We start from the raw sequence: 18546 nt of genomic DNA, 5'->3' as shown, positions 1-18546 counted from the left end.
TAATATAAATTAGTGAAGTATACTGCAATTAAAACCAAATCTTGCTTAGCGCTGCAATTATGATTAATAAGAACAGAATTGTTAAGCAAATAATAATTGTGCTTAATGTTCTAGTATTTTGAAAAAAACTAGGCTGTGCAATTAAGCTAGTTTGTTTTTGAGGGGCAATTGTTTTATGACCTTTATCAGTTACTAGGGTTATTTTTCTTGTTTGCTTAGATTCCTGCTTGCCGGTAAGTTCTGCTGCCAATAGATTCTTGCTAGTCGCCTTTGTTTTGCCGATTAGTTCTCCTTGAGCCACTGTACGGTGAGCACCATAACCATATTTAGAAGTATTGAAATCAGAACAAGTAATTAGGGTAAGTAGTCGCTTTTTTTGTACATTATTTTCTACTTCGACTTGGGTTGGTTTAATAGTAAAAGATATGTTTTGAATACGATAAGCATAAATATGATGTAAGTCGGTCACGTAGACTATGTCGCCCGCTTTAGCGAGGTGTAAGTTGTCTAAAACAGCTCCACCATAAGTTCCCATATAGTGCCCAGCCAGAACGTAATTATTCTGTCCCCCCATAATTCGCTCAGGTAGACAAGTTACTACGCCATAAGCTAAATTTTGATTATGACTACCATAGCCTGCAAATAAAGGGGTATGGATGTTAACGGTCGGTATTGCAATTTGGCCAATGGCATATGCTTTTTTGTGTCTAGAAGTAAGTAAACGCTTAGTAGTAATTGATTCAGTCTTACTAGCATCATAAGTTGTTTTGTGTTGTTTATTTTGATCTGCTTTTTTAGCTGTTAGCTTGGAACTGGCCTGTTCAGCATTTAATTGAACCAAGTATGAATTTCCTAAACCAGAGCCAAAAAAGATTAGAGCAACTCCGGAATAAAATAGTAGCCCGCTCACTAATAAGCGGATAGAGGACCATAGTTTATTTTTAGCTGAATAATTTTGCTTTTTTTTAGTCATATAATTATCCTTTTTTAAAAAATAAATTTCTTTGCATGTACTTTATATTAAAATAGATACTTTGACAAACTATAAGACTATAAGCAATTGCAATGCCAAAAATCAAAATGTTAAATAACAAATAATTGTTGAAATCGCTTTAACAATGATGTATAATCTTTTAAGTAAATAAGTGTGTTACTGATTCGATCAGGCATTAACCTATGAACAACAAGTTTCTCATGCTGCTCATAGGTTTTTTTATTGAAGTAGGAGTACGCTGAGTGAAATTTATTAAAAATTTTAACAACAATGCTGCTTTAGTGTCAGATGAATTTGATGTTGATTGGGTAGTAATTGGTAATGGAATTGGTTTTGGCAAAAAGCCGGGCGATTTTGTTGATGAACAAAAAATAACGCGACGTTTTGTTGCTGTTGAAAAGAACATTAAAATGATTGATAGTGTTAAAGATATCGATTCGCGGACTTTGGCACTAACTACTGATGTTATCAATTTAGTATCAATCAAATTAAAAGTAAAATTTTCTGATTACCAATATTTAGTTTTAGCTGATCACATTGATTTTATGCTTAAAAGGACAGACGAAGGCTTTACTTTGGGTCCGGATACGCTCAGCTGGGAAATAAGGAAACTTTTTCCTAAAGAATATACTGTTGCAAAAGAGGCTTTAGCTTTAATTGAACAAAAAACTAACTCTTCTTTTCCTAAATCAGAAGTAGCCTATCTTGCTTATCACTTTATTAATGCCAGTTCTAAGCAGACGAGACTCCAAGATACTGTCAAAATTACTAAACTAATTAGTGGCGTAGTTGAAATAATTGAGTATCAATATGGTATGCAATTAGATACGGAGTCTTTCAATTTTAATCGCTTTATGACCCATTTACGTTCGTTTATGGTGCGTCACCTTTATCAAATTAATGATGAAGATAATGGTAGTGAATTAGATCAGTCTCTATTAGAATTGATGAAGGTAAAGTACAAAAAGTCATACGAAACAGTTTTGAAAATTGGCACTTATTTACTTAAACAGGCCGGTTGGAAATTACAACCTGATGATGAAGTTTATTTAACACTCCATGTTTGGCGGGTAACGCATCGACAAGGAGACAGTAAAGCTAAGGAATCAGAGTAATTTTAAATATTAGTTTGTACGGTGTGTTACTGTTTACAGGCATTAACCCGAGAACGTAAAGAAAAGTCTATTGCAATGATGCAAGGGGTCTTCTTTAGGTTTGCGGGTTTTTATTTTGTTGTTTTTATTAGGAGGATCAGATGGCTTACGAAGAATTAAGTCGAGAAATTATCGCCAATGTTGGTGGTAAAGATAATGTCGCTAGCGTGGTGCATTGTACGACACGTTTGCGTTTCAAATTGAAAGATGAGAAAAAGGCAAATGACGAAAAGATGAAAGCGACTGATGGAGTACTTTCATTAGTTAAATCTGGTGGTCAATACCAGGTAGTTATTGGTAATAATGTTGCCGATGTTTATGATACTTTAATTAAAGTCGGTGGCTTTAGCGATGGCGGTGCAGTTAGTGATGATTATGTTGATAACAGTAACATGAGCATCGCTGATCGTTTTATTGATTTGATTTCTGGTATCTTTAACCCTATTTTAGGACCACTTTGTGCAGCCGGAATGATTAAGGGTTTCAATGCAATGTTTTTGTCTTTTGGCTTAGTAACAGCCAATTCTGGGACTTACATGATCTTGAATGCCATTGGCGATAGTTTATTCTACTTCTTGCCAATCATTTTAGGTATTTCTGCAGCTAAAAAGTTTGGGATTAATGAGTACCTAGGTGCAACAATAGGAGCTGCTTTGTGTTACCCAACTATCGTAGCTATGGCTGGTAGTAAAACAGCACTCTTTACGGTTTTTAAGGGTACAATTTTGCAAGCTCCAGTCCACATGACTTTCCTTGGTATCCCTGTTATTTCGATGAATTATACTTCATCAGTTATCCCAATAATTTTAGCAATTTGGTTTGCTTCAAAAGTACAAAAAATTGCGCGTAAGATTATTCCTGATGTGGTTAAAACTTTCTTAGTACCATTTGTTGTTCTTTTGGTTACTGTACCGGTTACTTTTTTAGTCATTGGACCAGTGGCTACGTGGCTTGGCAATGCAATTGCAGCTATAGTTAGTGCCATTTACAACTTTAGTCCAATTTTAGCTGGTATTTTAATGGGTGCTTTCTGGCAAGTCTTTGTAATCTTTGGTGTGCACTGGGGCTTTGTTGCGGTGATGATGACTAACATTGCCGCTATGGGCTATGATCCAATTTTAGGCTTATCTTTAGCTGCTTCATTTGCGCAAACCGGTGTTGTTTTAGCAATTATTTTCCAAACTAAGAATGAAAAAACTCGTAGTATCGCTATTCCAGCTTTTGTATCTGGTATTTTTGGGGTAACTGAACCAGCAATTTACGGTATTACTTTATCGCGTAAAAAACCATTTATTCTTAGCTGTATAGCTTCAGCTATTGGCGGCGGATTGATTGGTTTCTTCGGTACCAAGGTTTACTTGATGGCAGGTATGGGTATCTTCTCAATTCCTGACGCAATTGGGAAAAATGGTGTTGATGGTCGAGTTTACGGCTTAATGATTGCTATGGCTGTGGCAACTGTCTTAGGGTTCTTACTACAAATGTTCTTTGGAAAAAATAGTGTTGATGCTCCAAGTGATGGTCAAGCTGCAAACAATACTGATTTAGCAGCTTCAGCAGCTCAAACTGAACCAGCTGCCAAAACCAGCGCTGTAGCGATGAACCAAGCGGAAACTTTAGTTGCGCCTTTAGCAGGTACAATTGTGCCGTTAAATGAAGTTAAGGATGAAGTTTTTGCTAGTGGTTCAATGGGTAAGGGAGTCGCTATTGAGCCTAAGGAAGGTAAAGTTTGTGCACCATTTGATTGTGAAGTAGCAATGGTGTTCCCAACCGGACATGCAATTGGTCTTAAATCAGCAAAAGGCGCTGAGGTAATGATTCATATTGGAATGGATACGGTTGAATTAGATGGAAAAGGTTTTAAAATATTAGTTAAGAAGGATCAAGCTGTTAAGGCAGGTGAACCTTTGATTGAATTTGATATGGCGGCAATTAAGAAGGCTGGCTATCCGGTAACAACACCAATCGTTGTCACTAATTCAAATAGCTATCAAGATGTTACAGTTTTAACTAGTGGTAATGTAGCTTTTGGCGATCAACTACTAGATTTGAAATAATTAGTAAAGAAAGAAGTAAAAGAAGTATATGATGACTACAAATAATTTTCCTAAAGACTTTTTATGGGGTGGTGCTACTGCAGCTAACCAATTAGAAGGTGCCTATCAAGAAGACGGTAAAGGTCTATCAGTAGCTGATGTTTTACCTGGTGGTAAGGATCGAATGAAGATAATCGCTTCACCAGATTTTGACTTTTCAATTGATGCAAAGCAAGTCTATCCTAACCACATTGGTATAGATCATTACCATCATTTTAAAGAAGATATTGAATTGTTTGGTGAAATGGGCTTTAAGTGCTATCGCTTTTCAATTGCTTGGTCCCGAATTTTTCCTAATGGGGATGAAGAAACACCTAACGAAGCAGGTTTGAAGTTTTATGATGCCGTAATTGATGAATGTTTAAAGAATCATATTGAACCAGTTATTACTATTTCGCATTATGAAATGCCGCTACATTTAATTAAAGAATATGGTGGCTGGAAGAATAAGAAGTTAATTGGTTTCTTTGAAAACTTTGCTCGAACTGTTTTAACTCGTTATCAGGATAAAGTTAAATATTGGATGACTTTTAATGAAATCAACAGTGCAGCTCATTTTCCAATCATGAGTCAGGGCTTAACTGTAAGTAATGGTGCCTTAGATAAGAAGAACGTTTATCAAGCCTGGCACAATCAATTTGTTGCTAGCTCAAAAGCAGTTAAAATTGGTCACGAATTGGATCCAGAAATGAAAATAGGTTGCATGATTCTTTATGCGACAACTTATAGCTACGATTCAAATCCTAAGAACCAATTAGCTACTTTGCAAACTAATCAAGCTAATAATTTCTTCTGTGCTGATGTGCAAGTACGCGGCCATTACCCAGCATATACGAAGAGTTTGCTAGCCCGTCAAGGGGTTCAATTATCTGATATTGACTACACTGACGAGGAACTAGAATTATTAGCCAAATATCCAGTTGATTATATTGGCTTTAGCTACTACATGTCATCTGTTGTTGATGTAACACATGAAAATCAAGAAACGGCTAACGGCAACTTAATGGGTGGTGTTAAGAATCCATTCCTAGAGTCAAGCGACTGGGGTTGGCAGATTGACCCAGCTGGTTTAAGAATTGCGCTCAACCAATTATCTGATCGCTATGAAAAGCCATTATTTATTGTGGAAAATGGTTTGGGTGCAGTAGATGAGCCGGATGAGAACAATTATGTAGCTGATGATTACCGCATTGATTATTTGCGTGAACACATCGAAGCTATTTCTGAAGCAATTGCTGATGGTGCTGATGTGATGGGTTATACTCCTTGGGGCTGTATTGACTTGGTTAGTGCTTCAACAGGTGAAATGTCTAAGCGTTACGGCTTCATTTATGTCGATGAAGATGATCAAGGTCAAGGAACGTTTAACCGTTTCAAGAAGAAGTCATTCGATTGGTATAAGCAAGTTATTTCTACTAATGGAGCAGATTTAAGCTAATAAATTTATAATTTAGGAGTAAGAAAATGAAACATAAATTGTCCCATTTCTTAGTACTATTAATTAGTGTAGTCAGCTCGTTTTCATTTAGTGTACATGCAGTTAATGCTAAAGGTAAAAGCAATAAGCCAGTAACAATTTATTTAACTCGTCATGGAGAAACTACTGCTAATGTGATGCATTTAGCGCAAGGTTGGAGCGACTTTACGTTAACTGAAAACGGCATTAAGGGTGCAGAATATCTAGGTAAGGGCTTAAAAGGTATTAAGTTTAGTGCTGCTTATTCGGGCGACTTATCTCGGCAAGAAAAAACGGCTAAAGGAGCCTTGAAATATTCTGGTAACAAAAAAGTGCAACTGAAAGTAGATCCACGTTTGCGTGAGTGTAATTATGGCAGTTACGAAGGCCGACCAGATATTGCTAAAAATGTACCGGAAATTGCAGAATATTTAGGTTATACTAGCCTCGAAGATTTTCAAGCAAAAACCGGTAAAATGTTGCAAAATAAGATGCAAGATGGTTATTATGGTTTAGATCAACAAAACAAGTTGAACACTAATCTTCCAGCACAATATCGTGCAGAAAGCTCAGAGACGGTTGAAAAACGTATGACTGAAGTTTTGACCATGATTGCTAAGAAGCAACAGAAAAAAGGTGGCAATGTTTTGGTAGTTAGTTCAGGTATGTCCATTAACTTGTTCTTATCGACACAAAACTATCCAGAATATCAAGGAACTGGAATGGCCAATGATGCGGTTACTAAATTAGTTTATAAGGATGGCAAGTTTAAGCTTGCTGGTGAAATCGGCAGTTTGAAATACTTTGATGCTGGTAAAGCAGCAAGTAAGTAATGTTAACTCTAATTATTTATCAATAAAAAGCGTGATATTTAAAATCACGCTTTTTTTATTGAATAATTTTAGTAAGTAATTATTTGTATCAATCTTAATAATCACATATAAAATAAATTGAAATTCAGTTAAGTTTTTAGTTATTAGAGGTTTCAGCGCAATATAAGGATTTAAGTGCAAAACTTCTAATCACTAAGTTGATATTATTTATTGTTGCTTTTAAGACTAAATAGGATAATTAAGACGAAGTTAATTGCTAGCATCAGTCCGGTCGTCCAAAAGACGGTTGCATAATTGAACACACCAGAAATTGCAGAACCCATTAGTGAACCGAAAACAGAACCAACTGCTTGGAAAGACTGATTATAACTAAAGATACGACCAAAACTTTCAGCAGGTGTGTTTAAGGTTAAAACTGTCTGAGCGGCTGGTAGCATGGCTGCACTGGCGATTCCAAGCAAGAAGCGTAAACCGGCTAAGATCCAAGGTGAATGTGTAAGTGCCATAGGAATAAAAAGAATAGCACCAACAATTAACCCAACACGTAAAATTTTAAGTGGACCAATTTCATCCATTTTGTGGCCAATCTTAGATGCAGCCAATAGGGTGCCAAGACCAGGAGTTGCAGCAACAATTCCAGCGACAAAAGCGATATTTTTACTATTAGGCATCATTGATTTAACATAAAGCGAAACGATGGGATCAATTGACATGTTAGCAGCTTGGACTAGTAAAGTGGTGACAAACATAGCAACAATTAATTTTACATGCGGTAGAGTATGCATAATTTCGCTCATTGGTTTCATTTCTGCTCGCGAAACGGGAGTAAAATCTTCTTTAACTAAAAAAGTTGATCCTAAGAAAACTAGTACCATCAAAAATCCTGTAATAAAGAAAGGAATTCGATAGCCCCAAGCACCTCCAAGCCAGTTACCAAAAAAGTTTGAGAGAACACCACCTAAAAGGGGTCCTACTAAGTTACCAGCGGTTCCAGCGGTCATCATCTGGCTCATAACCCAACCACTTTTTTTGTGTGGGGTTTCTCCAGCAATTAAAGCAGTTGCATTGTTAATATAACCTGAAAAAGCGCCCTGAATAAAACGCATTACAATAATGTAGATCGCGTTAGGTGCAAAACCGGTTGCTGTGATTGTTAAAGCCATTACCCCAGATGCCCGCATACACATTAATTTGCGGCCCTTACGATCAGCTAAATTTCCCCAATAAGGTGAAACTATAGCCTGGGCAATAAAAGTCATTGCAAAAGCTAGTCCGGAATAAAGGCTAACTTGTAATTGCGTGTAGTGACCTAAGTCAGCAATAAATAATGAGATAAAAGGCATTGTCATTGAATAGCCCATGCCAGTAATAAAGCAGCCTAACCACAAGGTATAAAAAGCTTTGTGCCAATTAGCTGGTAATTTAGTCGATTGTGTCAAAATTCCCTCATCTTTCTTTTTTAAATTTATTAAAAATTATTGTCTTTTTTATTCTAGCACAATAAATTTAATAAGAATTTACTAAACCATAAAAATTATACTTAAAACGTGTTAGGATAATACTTTTGAAAGGAAGATTGTTCATGGGTAAGCAGTCACATATTACTAGAAATGAGTACCGTAAAAAATACATGACAAATAATGAAAAAGCCGGTAGTTCTTCCCCAACGGTGCGCACATCTCAACCTGAAAAAACGCGTACTAACTATCGTCATCTCAAATTGAATTTTTGGGAAATATTTTCTGATCGGCCTTATTTAGCAGTCACAGTTATAGTATTAGCGATTTTCTTTATAATGGCTAAATTATGGTTACTATTAGTTTTATTACTATTATTGGTGATAGTAGGTGTGTTGGTGATTGCGCGTAGCCATCATCCCAATCAAGTATTGAGTTTAGAATTTAAATTAAAAGCGCAACGCAAATTAAGTATGCTACGTTCCTTACAATTTGGTGGCTCAATTATTATGTTTTTAGCAACTTATATGAAAAAAGTTGTAACGGTTAATTTTTCAACTGCAGGCTCAACTGATGGGTTACAAGTAATTCAAGGAATTTTGTCAAATCGTGCGGGTATTTATGGACAACAGGGGTCATATTTCTTAAGTTTACTTAATACCTTAACTGGGGGACAATTATGGGGGAAGTATCGCTATGCTACTAATAGTGCGCAAATGATGAATAGTAATGCAGGTCGTTTAATTATTATATGGGTTTTACTTTTAATGTTGGCACCGGCATTCTGTGTATTGGCTCAATTTTTTCGTGAACCACATGCTCGTAATGCTACTTTAGTTGCGTCATTGATTGCTACGGTGGATTTATTACTAACCCCTTATTTAATGCGTAAATGGATTGTGGCTTATGCGATGGAAAATAGATTAGCGCATGAGCAGGCGATGGCGGCTATCAGTATAGGACCTATGGCATATATTGCAATGTTATGTTCAATTTTAGTTTTAATGATTTCTATTTATCGGATAATTAAACAAGATAAATTTGACTGATATAAACCGTTTCCACTATGGAATGCGGTTTTATTTTTTTAATTAAATAGTATTATTGTAAGCGCTTGCTAATAAGAATCTTAAGAAGTATAATTTGTAGCATATACTGAAACCGTCATGCTTACAGAAAAGGAGAAAAATAAATGAAAAAAGCAAAAATAATTACTTTAATTACGGCCTTGGGGCTGTCCTTAGCAGGAGTAGCTACGGTTGCTGTGCACCCTGAACAAACTATTCAAGCGGCCGCAAAAGGTAATAAATACGGGCTTGTCAAACGCTATACCTTACCGCAAAGTTTACGCGGGACATGGTATACCCAAGTTTCAAATATGTCACCAATGAAGATCACTAAGCATTCTTTTTCAAGACCTGGGACTAATGGCAAAAAGCTTTACGCCGTTGTCTATGTTGTTGGTAAAGTTAAGGGAACGAATAAATATCCTTGGCAAATGACAGGTAAGTTCGACAAGTATTATGAAAAAGCGATGAGAGTTGAAAAACCACGCAAGATGCGGGGATTAAAATGGACCGTGATTGGACCAGTGGATGACCATGCTCCCAAGATGGCCACAGCTTATACCATGCATGAAGAAAACATAGATGGGCAAACCGTTAAAGTTGTCTTTGAAGCAGATTATACAGGTAAAGTAGTCAATCAGTACTTTACAACGTTAGAATTAGCTCAAAAATATAGTAAGCAAAAATTTACTGATATGACTTATTTTAATTTAGACAAGTTACCACAATAATAATTCTTAAATAAAAAGTCTAAGTTCTCAAATTCGAGAACTTAGACTTTTTAGTATATTATTTTTTAGCGCGATAAAAGAAAATTTCACGTGCAGCAACTAGTGAACCAGATGATTGATAAATAACAAGTTCTATTGCTTTAGCAGTTACGTCACGTAAGCCTACCACTTTATTTTTGCTATCTGCTTTCCATTGTAAATGATCGATGTAACTGGTGAAGTTCTTGCCATCTGGTGATATTAAAATGGAAACATCAACTGGATTTGCTTTGTGATCAATATTGCGTGGCACAAAAACCATCCGGCTCAAATTTTCTACTTTATCAAAAGTAAAAGTTAATTTGAGTGGGTTATCCTGCAAGCTAACTTGGTTAGTCTGCCATTCGCTAGCTAATTTTAAATCAGTTAAGTAAGTTAGTGGGTGATGAGAGTTACTTTCACAATTGCTAGTGACTAGAATATCAGCAATTGCGTTTTTGATTACTTCGTGTTTAGTAATTACTCCAAAAAGATCAGACCACTCGGATACCTTATTTCCAGCTACATAGCGCATACGGATAATATAACGATTATTGGGGGTCAATTCATGGAAAGTGAAACTTTTACCGGAAATTCCTTTATAAATAAGATGATTAATTTCAACTTCAACATTGCCAGGGCGAGACCAAGTAAGTTCAAATGAATGGGCTGAAATTTTATTTGAATCAACTGACGGTAATTTGGGAGATGGGAGAAGCCCATTAGTAACAGCAGGTACCATGACTTTGCTATTATAAGAAAAATTATTAATGGTAATTTCAATTTTGGCATCGGTTATATTTCGATTTGCTAGTTTAATTTGAAAAGCAGTTTGTCCTTGTTGCAGATATGGAGCAAATTCTGGTAAGGCATAATTAGTATTATAAAAGATTCCTTCGCGTGCATGATTAAAGGCATCAATTGTACCGTATTGCTGTATTTGTATAACTTGATCATTGATCTTTACTGTAACTTGATCAGAATACGAATCACACATTATGGTTAATTGGGTTTCTTGGTCAGTTTTTAATGCGGAGTGGTCGCCTTTAACTGGATCAATTGTAATGGTCAGCTTTTCGCCTTTAACTATGCTCTTAATATGTGTTTCGGAATGATGCTCGCTAAAAGCAGTTAAATCATCATCATTATAAATGACAGTTTCGCTTTCTCCTTGGGGATAAAAGAAGAAATTACGGCGACCAAAGTCAAAAATACTCCCCCCACGCACAAATACTGGCAAATGCCATAGGGGAAATGACAGGTTATTGTAGACGCGGTTACCAGCATATTTTTTTCCAGTAAGTAGATCAATCCACATTATATGTTTGCCGGGTAAATATAAATTATCTTTACGTGAATCGCAATTAGCATCTTCGCGTCCGTTTGTGATAGGCGCAATTAAAAAATTATTACCTAACATAAATTCGCTGTTGAATTGCTCAGTATAATTTATTCGTTCGTCAGGAAATGCCATAAATAATGGTTGCATAATGGGATTTCCAGTTCGAGCTTGAGCATTTAGCGTGTATAAATAGCTTTGTAACTGTTGATGTAATGCTAGATATGCACGATTTATATTGGTTATTTTATTATTATAGGAAAATGGTGTTTTACTATAATTACTTTGATCATCGATATTAAATAAGAAGGGCGTAAAGGTTTTCCATTGAAAATCACGAACATAAATTTGAGCATTTCCGCCACCTTGAGCACCATCAATTGCTGCTCCTACTAAAGGTTGACCTGATAAATTTGCTCCAATCATTCCCGCAACTTGGGTGGTGATGTTTTCCCAATTTCCACCAACATCACCAAAAATTAAGGCTGCCTTATTTTGCATCCCCATAAAACCGCCATCCCGCAGTATTAATGGACGTTTAGGTCGTAAAATACTTTGCAGTTGCTTTTGGTCGGTATCGATTGCAGTTTCATTACGTGCATAGCTAAAGCTACTTTTAGATGGTAAAGTAGGCTGGCCTTCATACCAAAATCCTGGTTGAACTCCCTGGTCGATAGCATAATCATTGAAAAAATTAAATCTTTGGTAATCAACAGCTGATACACCATGGTTGGGGATAAGCCAGGCTAAGTTGAAGTTCATTGCTTTATAACGATCAATAAGACCACGAGCAGAAAATTGATAGTCTTCCTCACCATTAAGCGAAGCTTTACTAGAGGCAACAGTGGGGTCATTAGTACGAGTATAATAACTATTGTCAAAACGACTGGCATTGCGCTCCTTGGCTTGACTTGGTTGCCAAAGAGTAGTAATGAAATTGCCAATATGTCCCAAACCCAACGCATATTTAGGCAATAGCTGGGGTTGGCCAGTTAAAGAATAGTATTTTTTTAAGATAGAGTTGGGTGTTTCGCCCATTATATAAAAACTATCAAAAATCACGTCTTGATGTTTAATCAATGTTAGTTCGGGATTTTGCTGTCCAAAATCATATATACCTTCTTGGGCAGTATTACGGATTTCACCGTAACCAGCATTTGACCAAAAGAATGGCACCTGCAGCGGAATACCGCCTTTTCCAGTAATTTGATCATGCTTAATCATAATTTTGCGTCCTTTATGACTGAAATAGCCATTTTGTAAGCCGCCACCAAAATAAAATTCATTTTTTTTCTGAACGAGAGTTTCACTTGTGGCTTCATTTGATAGCTCTAGTGGTTTGGCCTGGGCCATACGAATGCGATGTAGTTTTTCATCAAAGATGCTCATTAATACAGGATTTTGCCCAAAAATAATTTGATAATTACCTGCATGAATAATTAATGAATCGTTGGTTGCATGGACACGTGAAAGTTTAAATGCACTTTCGTCAAAATTATTTAATTGAATATAAGTTGTACGGTTTTCATTGAAGTTTTGTTCTGGATCAAGTAAAAAGCGAAAAATACCATCTGCTAAAATGTAAAAATGTGCTACTTCTCCGGTAGCAAAGTGTAATTCGTAAAAGTTTTCACATCTGTTAGCACCAGTCAACGCTCCTAATTGATGTTTGTTTGTTTTTTGTATCATAATTATTGCTTTCCTGTTAACTATTCTTACTACTATTATAACTAAAAAATAGAAACTTTCTGTAGTATTTGTGATTGAACTGGTAAAGGTAAATTTATTAAGCTAAAATGAAGATGAAAATATTAAGCTGAATTTTGTAAAGAAAGGTAAAATAATGACTTATTATATCCATGCAGATAAATTTTTTCTTGAAAATGTAACTGAAGATGGTGGTTACTTAGAAATTCAAGATAATGGTAAATTTGGCTTTTACTATTCTGAAAATGAAAAACCTCAAGGTAAAATTATTGACTACAGCGGCAAGTGGATTGCCCCAGGTTTAGTTGACACACATGTTCATGGCTCTCTTAATGAAGATATAATGCGTAGCGACTGGGCCGGTGTTAATCGGCTGTCAGAAGGTTTTTTACAATCAGGTGTAACTAGTTGGTTACCGACCACATATACTGCTAGTGCAACAACTTTAACTGAAATTTGCCGAATGTTTGGTGAGCATAAAGGTGAAGAAACTGGTGCTAAAATTCAAGGGCTCCATTTTGAAGGACCATATTTTACTGCCGAACATGCTGGGGCAGAAAATCCTAAGTATTTGCTTGATCCGGATATTGATCAATTTAAGCAGTGGCGTGAGGATTCGCAAGGCTTATTAAATAAAATTTCACTTGCACCAGAAAGAAAGGGTGCCAAAGAATTTATTCGGGCAGTTGTTAAAGAAGGAGTAGTTGTTGCTTTAGGACACTCTAGTGCCGATTATACCCAAGCCAAGGCTGGTATTGAGGCAGGGGCTTCAATGTTTACTCATACTTTTAATGGCATGCCTGATCCGGCTCATCATGATACTTCCATTTCTAATGCAGCAATGGCCTTAAATAATGTAACTGCCGAATTAATCTGTGATGGGCACCATGTGAATAAGGAAATGGTCCGTGCCTTGATTAAGGCTAAGGGACCAGAACACATTTGTTTGATAACAGATTGTATGGAAGCTGGAATGATGCCCGATGGAGATTATATGCTTGGTGAATTACCAGTTTATGTTAAAGATGGGATGGCCCGTCTTAAAACAGGTGATAACCTGGCTGGTAGTATTTTGCAGCTTAATACTGCTTTAAAGAATGTTGTTGATTGGAATGTGGCCACACCAGAAGAAGCAGTAATGATGGCTGCTTATGTACCTGCTAAAAGTGCCCATTTTTTAGATAAGTGTGGTTCAATTGCTCCTGACAAGGCGGCTGATTTTTTAGTATTAAATCAAGATATGACTTTGAGTGAAACCTACTTAGAAGGAGAGTCACGGTATCAGGCTTAAAATTGAAATACGAAAAAAACCGCTTCACATCTTGTGAAACGGTTTTTGTTTTAGTTTAGTAGACACCACCATCATAAAAATTGAAAGTTGGTTTGTTAAAATCAAAATCTTTTAACTCGCTAATTTTGATGGCATTATCACACACACCCCAGCTCATCAAGTTAATTGATTTGCCAAAATCTTCATCAGGAATTACTAAAACAATATACTTACCTTGGGACATCGCATAGCCCAGTTCCATGCCCAGGCCTACATCTTCTTCATCAGGAAGATAAACGCCAATCATGACGTCATTTGCTTTAATACCAGTTAAGTCACCCCGATAAGTAGCATTTGCCCATTCTCGATCATGTAAGTATTCGGGATGCTCTGCCACGTTAATACCCTTATATTGGTGGTCTAATGGAACATAACTGTTTTCAAGGTCAATTGTTGGATTTTGTGCTAAAGCTGACATTGCTTCTTGATATGCCTTGTTTTGTTTTTCGTTAAACCAGCCTGCGCCAAAATAAACGGTCTTTGTTTTACCCATTTTTCTCTCCTTAGCATTTTAATCTAGATAAATTTTGCGTAATTGAACAATTTTATCATCAGTTAGTCTCATGATATCATGCAAATAGTTTTCTAGACTACCATAATTTTTATTTATAGTATTGATAACGTAATCAAAATACTCTGGGCAAACAGTTTGTAAGTCTCTTAAATTACTAATTGCTGCATCATTGGCACCCTCGTCTTTGGCCTTTTGCAAAAAGTTATTAACGAAATCTTTAGTGGCGATATTGGTAAATAAATAGTCTGCTCTAATGGTTTCAAGCGGTACATTCAAAGCAGATAAAATTAAAATTGCTGCTAAGCCAGTCCGGTCTTTACCAGCAGTACAGTGAAATAGTACACTTTTATCGGAGTCTGTGTTAGCCAATAAGATGTCAAAAAACTTACGATATGCCTTTTGAGCTGATTCACTTTTAATCATATCATCATAGGCAATAAACATATGGTTAAAGCCGGCTTTAGGATCATCATTTTCTTGACTAATAATTTCATCAATTCCCTTAGAAGAATTAGTTAAATCTTCACTGAAAACTGGGTCGAAATTGTATGTTACCCCTTCAGGAACACGATCAGGTTCTTGGTCTACTTCGTCTTTACTTCTAAAATCAACGATATACTTAGCACCATAATCTTGTAGAAATTGAAGGTCAGCTTCATCTAGTGTCGCCCAATTAGCTGTTCTAAGTAGTTTATGCTTTTTAATGGTTTTACCATCCATAGTTTTATAGCCGCCAAGTTCGCGAAAATTACGGCCATTCTTGATTGGGATAAGTTGATTTGTTAAATTTTTAGTCATTAAATTCTCCACCTTTTACACTTTGAGTTCCAATATCATTTTAGCAATAAACTAAGGTACAAACAATTCCAAGAAATTCCCAAAAATTACTAAGGCTAAAATATGTTAAAATATAGAAAATTAAGGATTGTACATTAATAAAGGGTGGATTATGACTATGAAAAAAGAACAGATTTTAGTTCCGGTTGATGGTTCTGAAGCAGCCGAACGTGCTTTTGATAAGGCAGTAAAAATAGCAATGGATGTGGATGCTCATCTTGATCTGTTAAATGTAATTGATACTAGACAATTTTTGGGCGAAATCCAAGATACTGTAATTACAGGTGATACTATTTATCAAATGACTCAAGATGCAGAAAAATATTTAAAAAGTTTAAAAGATTGGGCTCATGATAGCCTTGGTTTTGATAATCTTGATTATCATATTCGTTATGGTAGTCCCAAGGCTATTATTTCTTATGACTTTATTCAGGATCATCATGACGATTTAATTATCATGAGTTCAACTGGTTTAAACGCTGTTGAAAGAATGCTAATGGGCTCAGTAACTGAATACGTCAATCAACATGCATTAGCAGATGTCTTAATTGTTAGAACAGATATTAACAATAAGCCAATTAAGTAATTTGAAGAGTAATCCGAACTATAGTTAAAGCAAAATAAAAACAATAATTAACTGGAACATACGAGTAAATCGTATGTTTTTCATTTACGAAAAGCATAAATAAAATGTTCGTGTTTAAATAATGGCATAAACGTACAGGAAAAAATTAATAATATTAACCTATAAATTTGCGAATATTAATGATAGTATTTAAATGTATTGAACGTAATTTAACTGAAACTGATTAAATAAGTTTGCCATTTTAATTAAAAAGATTCAGTTTGTACATGGAATATAGGAGTATTATAGAAATGAAAAAAGTCAAGCAATTTCTTGTAATAATGATGGCCGTACTATTTGCAGCTAATTTAACGGCGTGTGCAAATAAAAAAACGTCTTCAAGCAATAATGAACCCAAGTCACTTAATGTCCAATTTGTTCCCAGCTCTGCTGCTAATAAGTTAGAAGCGCGGGCAAAGCCAATGGAAAAATTACTTTCTAAGCGGTTAGGCATTCCAGTCCATGTTTCAATGTCAACTGATTACAGCGGGCTAGTTGAGGCAATGAAGTCTAAGAAAGTTGACGTAGGTTTTTTGCCTTCCGATGCTTATATCATGGCACATAAGCAAAAAGCAGCTGATTTACTCTTACAAGCAGTTCGCTATGGTATAAAGCAACCCGGTGGAGTGGCAACTAAAAAATTAGTCAACTTTTATCGTGGTGAAATTTTAGTTAAAAAAGATTCCGCTATTAAAACTTGGCAAGATCTTAAAGGTAAATCAATTTCTGTTCAGGACATTACCTCAGACTCAGGCTATGTTTTCCCCGTCGCTGAATTAAAACAAAAGGGGTTAGATGTTACTAAGAGCTGTAAAGTTGTTTCTGTTAAAGGAGCTGACCAAGGGGTGTTGAATGTTTTAAATGGTGATACAGATGCAGCCTTTGTTTTTGAGGATGCGCGCAATATTGTAAAACATGATGAGCCTGATATTATGACTAAAGTTGTGCCTATTTACTTCACCAAACCAATTCCCAACGATACGATTTCAGTTATTTCCAGTATGCCTAAAAATTTTCGGAAAAAATTAGCTAAAGCGTTTATTGCTATCGGTAAGTCTAAAGCGGGTAAGAAAATTATAGAGAGTGTCTATAGTCATGAAGGCTACGTTCACGCTAAAGATAGTGACTATGACACCATTAGACAATATAATAAAATTATGGATACAATCAAAAAATAATTTTTAATTTATATGAGCTATTTTTATATATTTTACTTTGCTAAATAAAGTATTTCTGTTATTATTTGATAGAATAATTACCAAAGCATCGAAAGGGGGCAAAGGCTGATGCAAAATGAAGTATCCATTAGAGATTTTGCAGTTAAGCTTTTTTGTTTCTTTAAAAATGATGTTATTGTTCGCTTTTTAAATAATATTGTTGGTAAAAGACTTAGTATGACTCACGCTTGTGTTCTTAGCTAAAGTCTTTTTTTATGTCTGGGAGGGCATGATGAATAAATTTAAAAAAATACTTGCTGGTTTTGCGGTGATGCTGGTAGCTGTGATGGCGACTGCTTGTTCAGGTAACTCAAGTAAAAGTAAGAGTACAGATAATGCTGCACCTAAATCTTTAAATGTTCAGTTTGTACCAAGTCAAGCGGCAACTAAACTAGAATCAAGGGCCAAGCCGCTAGAAAAAATGTTATCTGACCGCTTAGGCATTCCAGTCCATGTTTCAATGTCAACGGACTATAACACGGTAGTTGAAGCAATGAAGTCTAAAAAAGTTGATGTAGGCTTTTTACCACCAAATGGATATGTTTTAGCACATAAGCAAAAAGCAGCAGATGTTCTACTGCAAGCTCAAAGATATGGCGTTAAGCAACCTGATGGTCGGCCAACTAAAGAGTTGGTTAACTATTATCGTGCAGAAATTTTAGTTAAAAAGGGTTCTAAGATTAAAACTTGGAAAGATTTAAAAGGGAAATCAATTTCCATTCAAAGTCCGACCTCTTCAGCTGGTTACGTATATCCCATTGCTGAATTAAAGGAAAAAGGGCTTGATGTAAGAAAGAGTTGCAAATTAGTAACTGTTACAGGTCAAGATCAATCTGTTTTAAATGTTTTAAACGGTGATACGGATGCAGCTTTTGTTTTCGAAGATGCACGGACCATCGTTAAAGATGATAATCCTAATATTATGAAACAAGTTGTGCCAATTTACTTTACCAAGCCAATTCCTAATGACACAATTTCGGTTGTTCCAAGTATGCCTAAATCATTTCGGAAAAAGTTAGCTAATGCCTTTATTGATATTGGTAAATCAAAGAAAGGTAAGAAGATTATCGAAAGTATTTATACGCACGAAGGGTATGTCAATAGTAAAGACAGCGATTTTAATACAGTTCGTAAATATGAAGAGATTATCGAATCAACTAAAAAATAAAAA

16 protein-coding genes are annotated in these 18546 nt (G+C 35.7%); 11 read left to right on the top strand and 5 right to left on the bottom strand.

Annotation, left to right across the window (positions count from 1 at the left end; all coding sequences use genetic code 11):
• Nucleotides 1-28 precede the first annotated feature (28 nt).
• Nucleotides 29-973, bottom strand: a complete 945-nt coding sequence (locus F5ESL0233_RS07490) for a class A sortase (RefSeq protein ID WP_090092608.1) — start codon at nt 971-973, stop codon at nt 29-31.
• Between the two features lie 263 nt (nt 974-1236).
• On the opposite strand from F5ESL0233_RS07490, the gene F5ESL0233_RS07485 reads away from it, so the two are divergent.
• From F5ESL0233_RS07485 to F5ESL0233_RS07470, 4 genes are all read left to right on the top strand, one after another.
• Nucleotides 1237-2109 (top strand): PRD domain-containing protein, encoded by an 873-nt coding sequence (locus F5ESL0233_RS07485; RefSeq protein WP_090092606.1) that lies wholly within the window; start codon nt 1237-1239, stop codon nt 2107-2109.
• A gap of 140 nt (nt 2110-2249) precedes the next feature.
• Complete coding sequence (locus tag F5ESL0233_RS07480; RefSeq protein WP_122059525.1) at nt 2250-4205, top strand: beta-glucoside-specific PTS transporter subunit IIABC; 1956 nt, start codon at nt 2250-2252, stop codon at nt 4203-4205.
• A gap of 28 nt (nt 4206-4233) precedes the next feature.
• Nucleotides 4234-5682, top strand: a complete 1449-nt coding sequence (locus tag F5ESL0233_RS07475; RefSeq protein ID WP_122059524.1) for a glycoside hydrolase family 1 protein — start codon at nt 4234-4236, stop codon at nt 5680-5682.
• Between the two features lie 26 nt (nt 5683-5708).
• A complete protein-coding gene (locus F5ESL0233_RS07470) occupies nt 5709-6533 on the top strand; it encodes a histidine phosphatase family protein (RefSeq protein WP_122059522.1) in 825 nt (274 codons plus the stop codon).
• 203 nt (nt 6534-6736) lie between these two features.
• Here the strand turns inward: F5ESL0233_RS07470 and F5ESL0233_RS07465 are convergent, their stop codons facing one another.
• Nucleotides 6737-7972 (bottom strand): MFS transporter, encoded by a 1236-nt coding sequence (locus F5ESL0233_RS07465; protein WP_122059520.1) that lies wholly within the window; start codon nt 7970-7972, stop codon nt 6737-6739.
• A 143-nt stretch (nt 7973-8115) separates the two neighbouring features.
• Between F5ESL0233_RS07465 and F5ESL0233_RS07460 the strand changes: the two genes are divergently transcribed.
• Together F5ESL0233_RS07460 and F5ESL0233_RS07455 are read left to right on the top strand one after the other, a co-directional pair.
• Nucleotides 8116-9039 (top strand): cytochrome C5, encoded by a 924-nt coding sequence (locus tag F5ESL0233_RS07460; RefSeq protein WP_122059519.1) that lies wholly within the window; start codon nt 8116-8118, stop codon nt 9037-9039.
• 143 nt (nt 9040-9182) lie between these two features.
• Entirely contained in the window at nt 9183-9788 is a 606-nt protein-coding gene (locus tag F5ESL0233_RS07455; RefSeq protein ID WP_122059517.1) for a hypothetical protein, read from the top strand.
• A gap of 58 nt (nt 9789-9846) precedes the next feature.
• On the opposite strand, the gene F5ESL0233_RS07450 is transcribed toward F5ESL0233_RS07455, so the two are convergent.
• Nucleotides 9847-12834, bottom strand: a complete 2988-nt coding sequence (locus tag F5ESL0233_RS07450) for a TIM-barrel domain-containing protein (protein ID WP_122059516.1) — start codon at nt 12832-12834, stop codon at nt 9847-9849.
• A gap of 154 nt (nt 12835-12988) precedes the next feature.
• Here F5ESL0233_RS07450 and nagA point away from each other — a divergent pair, with 154 nt between their 5' ends.
• Nucleotides 12989-14143: an N-acetylglucosamine-6-phosphate deacetylase gene (nagA, locus tag F5ESL0233_RS07445; RefSeq protein WP_122059514.1), complete on the top strand. Its 1155-nt coding sequence runs from the start codon at nt 12989-12991 to the stop codon at nt 14141-14143.
• Nucleotides 14144-14198: 55 nt separating this feature from the next.
• Here the strand turns inward: nagA and F5ESL0233_RS07440 are convergent, their stop codons facing one another.
• Complete coding sequence (locus tag F5ESL0233_RS07440) at nt 14199-14675, bottom strand: nucleoside 2-deoxyribosyltransferase (protein WP_090092591.1); 477 nt, start codon at nt 14673-14675, stop codon at nt 14199-14201.
• A gap of 18 nt (nt 14676-14693) precedes the next feature.
• Nucleotides 14694-15494 (bottom strand): tyrosine-protein phosphatase, encoded by an 801-nt coding sequence (locus tag F5ESL0233_RS07435; RefSeq protein ID WP_122059512.1) that lies wholly within the window; start codon nt 15492-15494, stop codon nt 14694-14696.
• Nucleotides 15495-15645: 151 nt separating this feature from the next.
• Between F5ESL0233_RS07435 and F5ESL0233_RS07430 the strand changes: the two genes are divergently transcribed.
• From F5ESL0233_RS07430 to phnD, 4 genes are all read left to right on the top strand, one after another.
• Entirely contained in the window at nt 15646-16119 is a 474-nt protein-coding gene (locus tag F5ESL0233_RS07430; protein ID WP_165777845.1) for a universal stress protein, read from the top strand.
• A 290-nt stretch (nt 16120-16409) separates the two neighbouring features.
• Nucleotides 16410-17336 carry a phosphate/phosphite/phosphonate ABC transporter substrate-binding protein gene (locus tag F5ESL0233_RS07425; protein ID WP_122059511.1) on the top strand — a complete coding sequence of 309 codons (927 nt, stop codon included), beginning with the start codon at nt 16410-16412 and terminating at the stop codon, nt 17334-17336.
• Nucleotides 17337-17444: 108 nt separating this feature from the next.
• Nucleotides 17445-17579 (top strand): hypothetical protein, encoded by a 135-nt coding sequence (locus F5ESL0233_RS08470; protein WP_255409639.1) that lies wholly within the window; start codon nt 17445-17447, stop codon nt 17577-17579.
• A 28-nt stretch (nt 17580-17607) separates the two neighbouring features.
• Nucleotides 17608-18543 carry a phosphate/phosphite/phosphonate ABC transporter substrate-binding protein gene (gene phnD / locus F5ESL0233_RS07420; protein WP_090092585.1) on the top strand — a complete coding sequence of 312 codons (936 nt, stop codon included), beginning with the start codon at nt 17608-17610 and terminating at the stop codon, nt 18541-18543.
• Nucleotides 18544-18546: the final 3 nt, after the last annotated feature.

It is taken from the genome of Lactobacillus sp. ESL0233, from assembly GCF_003692995.1.
In the GTDB taxonomy this organism is placed as follows: Bacteria; Bacillota; Bacilli; order Lactobacillales; family Lactobacillaceae; genus Lactobacillus; species Lactobacillus bombicola.
This window is presented reverse-complemented; position numbering and strand designations above follow the sequence as displayed.

Excerpts from the sequence above, each read along its gene's own strand:
- F5ESL0233_RS07490 (WP_090092608.1), bottom strand. The coding sequence starts at position 973 with ATGACTAAAAAAAAGCAAAATTATTCAGCTAAAAATAAACTATGGTCC.
- F5ESL0233_RS07480 (WP_122059525.1), top strand. The coding sequence starts at position 2,250 with ATGGCTTACGAAGAATTAAGTCGAGAAATTATCGCCAATGTTGGTGGT.
- F5ESL0233_RS07475 (WP_122059524.1), top strand. The coding sequence starts at position 4,234 with ATGATGACTACAAATAATTTTCCTAAAGACTTTTTATGGGGTGGTGCT.
- F5ESL0233_RS07470 (WP_122059522.1), top strand. The coding sequence starts at position 5,709 with ATGAAACATAAATTGTCCCATTTCTTAGTACTATTAATTAGTGTAGTC.
- F5ESL0233_RS07460 (WP_122059519.1), top strand. The coding sequence starts at position 8,116 with ATGGGTAAGCAGTCACATATTACTAGAAATGAGTACCGTAAAAAATAC.
- F5ESL0233_RS07455 (WP_122059517.1), top strand. The coding sequence starts at position 9,183 with ATGAAAAAAGCAAAAATAATTACTTTAATTACGGCCTTGGGGCTGTCC.
- F5ESL0233_RS07450 (WP_122059516.1), bottom strand. The coding sequence starts at position 12,834 with ATGATACAAAAAACAAACAAACATCAATTAGGAGCGTTGACTGGTGCT.
- nagA (WP_122059514.1), top strand. The coding sequence starts at position 12,989 with ATGACTTATTATATCCATGCAGATAAATTTTTTCTTGAAAATGTAACT.
- F5ESL0233_RS07440 (WP_090092591.1), bottom strand. The coding sequence starts at position 14,675 with ATGGGTAAAACAAAGACCGTTTATTTTGGCGCAGGCTGGTTTAACGAA.
- F5ESL0233_RS07435 (WP_122059512.1), bottom strand. The coding sequence starts at position 15,494 with ATGACTAAAAATTTAACAAATCAACTTATCCCAATCAAGAATGGCCGT.
- F5ESL0233_RS07430 (WP_165777845.1), top strand. The coding sequence starts at position 15,646 with ATGACTATGAAAAAAGAACAGATTTTAGTTCCGGTTGATGGTTCTGAA.
- F5ESL0233_RS07425 (WP_122059511.1), top strand. The coding sequence starts at position 16,410 with ATGAAAAAAGTCAAGCAATTTCTTGTAATAATGATGGCCGTACTATTT.
- F5ESL0233_RS08470 (WP_255409639.1), top strand. The coding sequence starts at position 17,445 with ATGCAAAATGAAGTATCCATTAGAGATTTTGCAGTTAAGCTTTTTTGT.
- phnD (WP_090092585.1), top strand. The coding sequence starts at position 17,608 with ATGAATAAATTTAAAAAAATACTTGCTGGTTTTGCGGTGATGCTGGTA.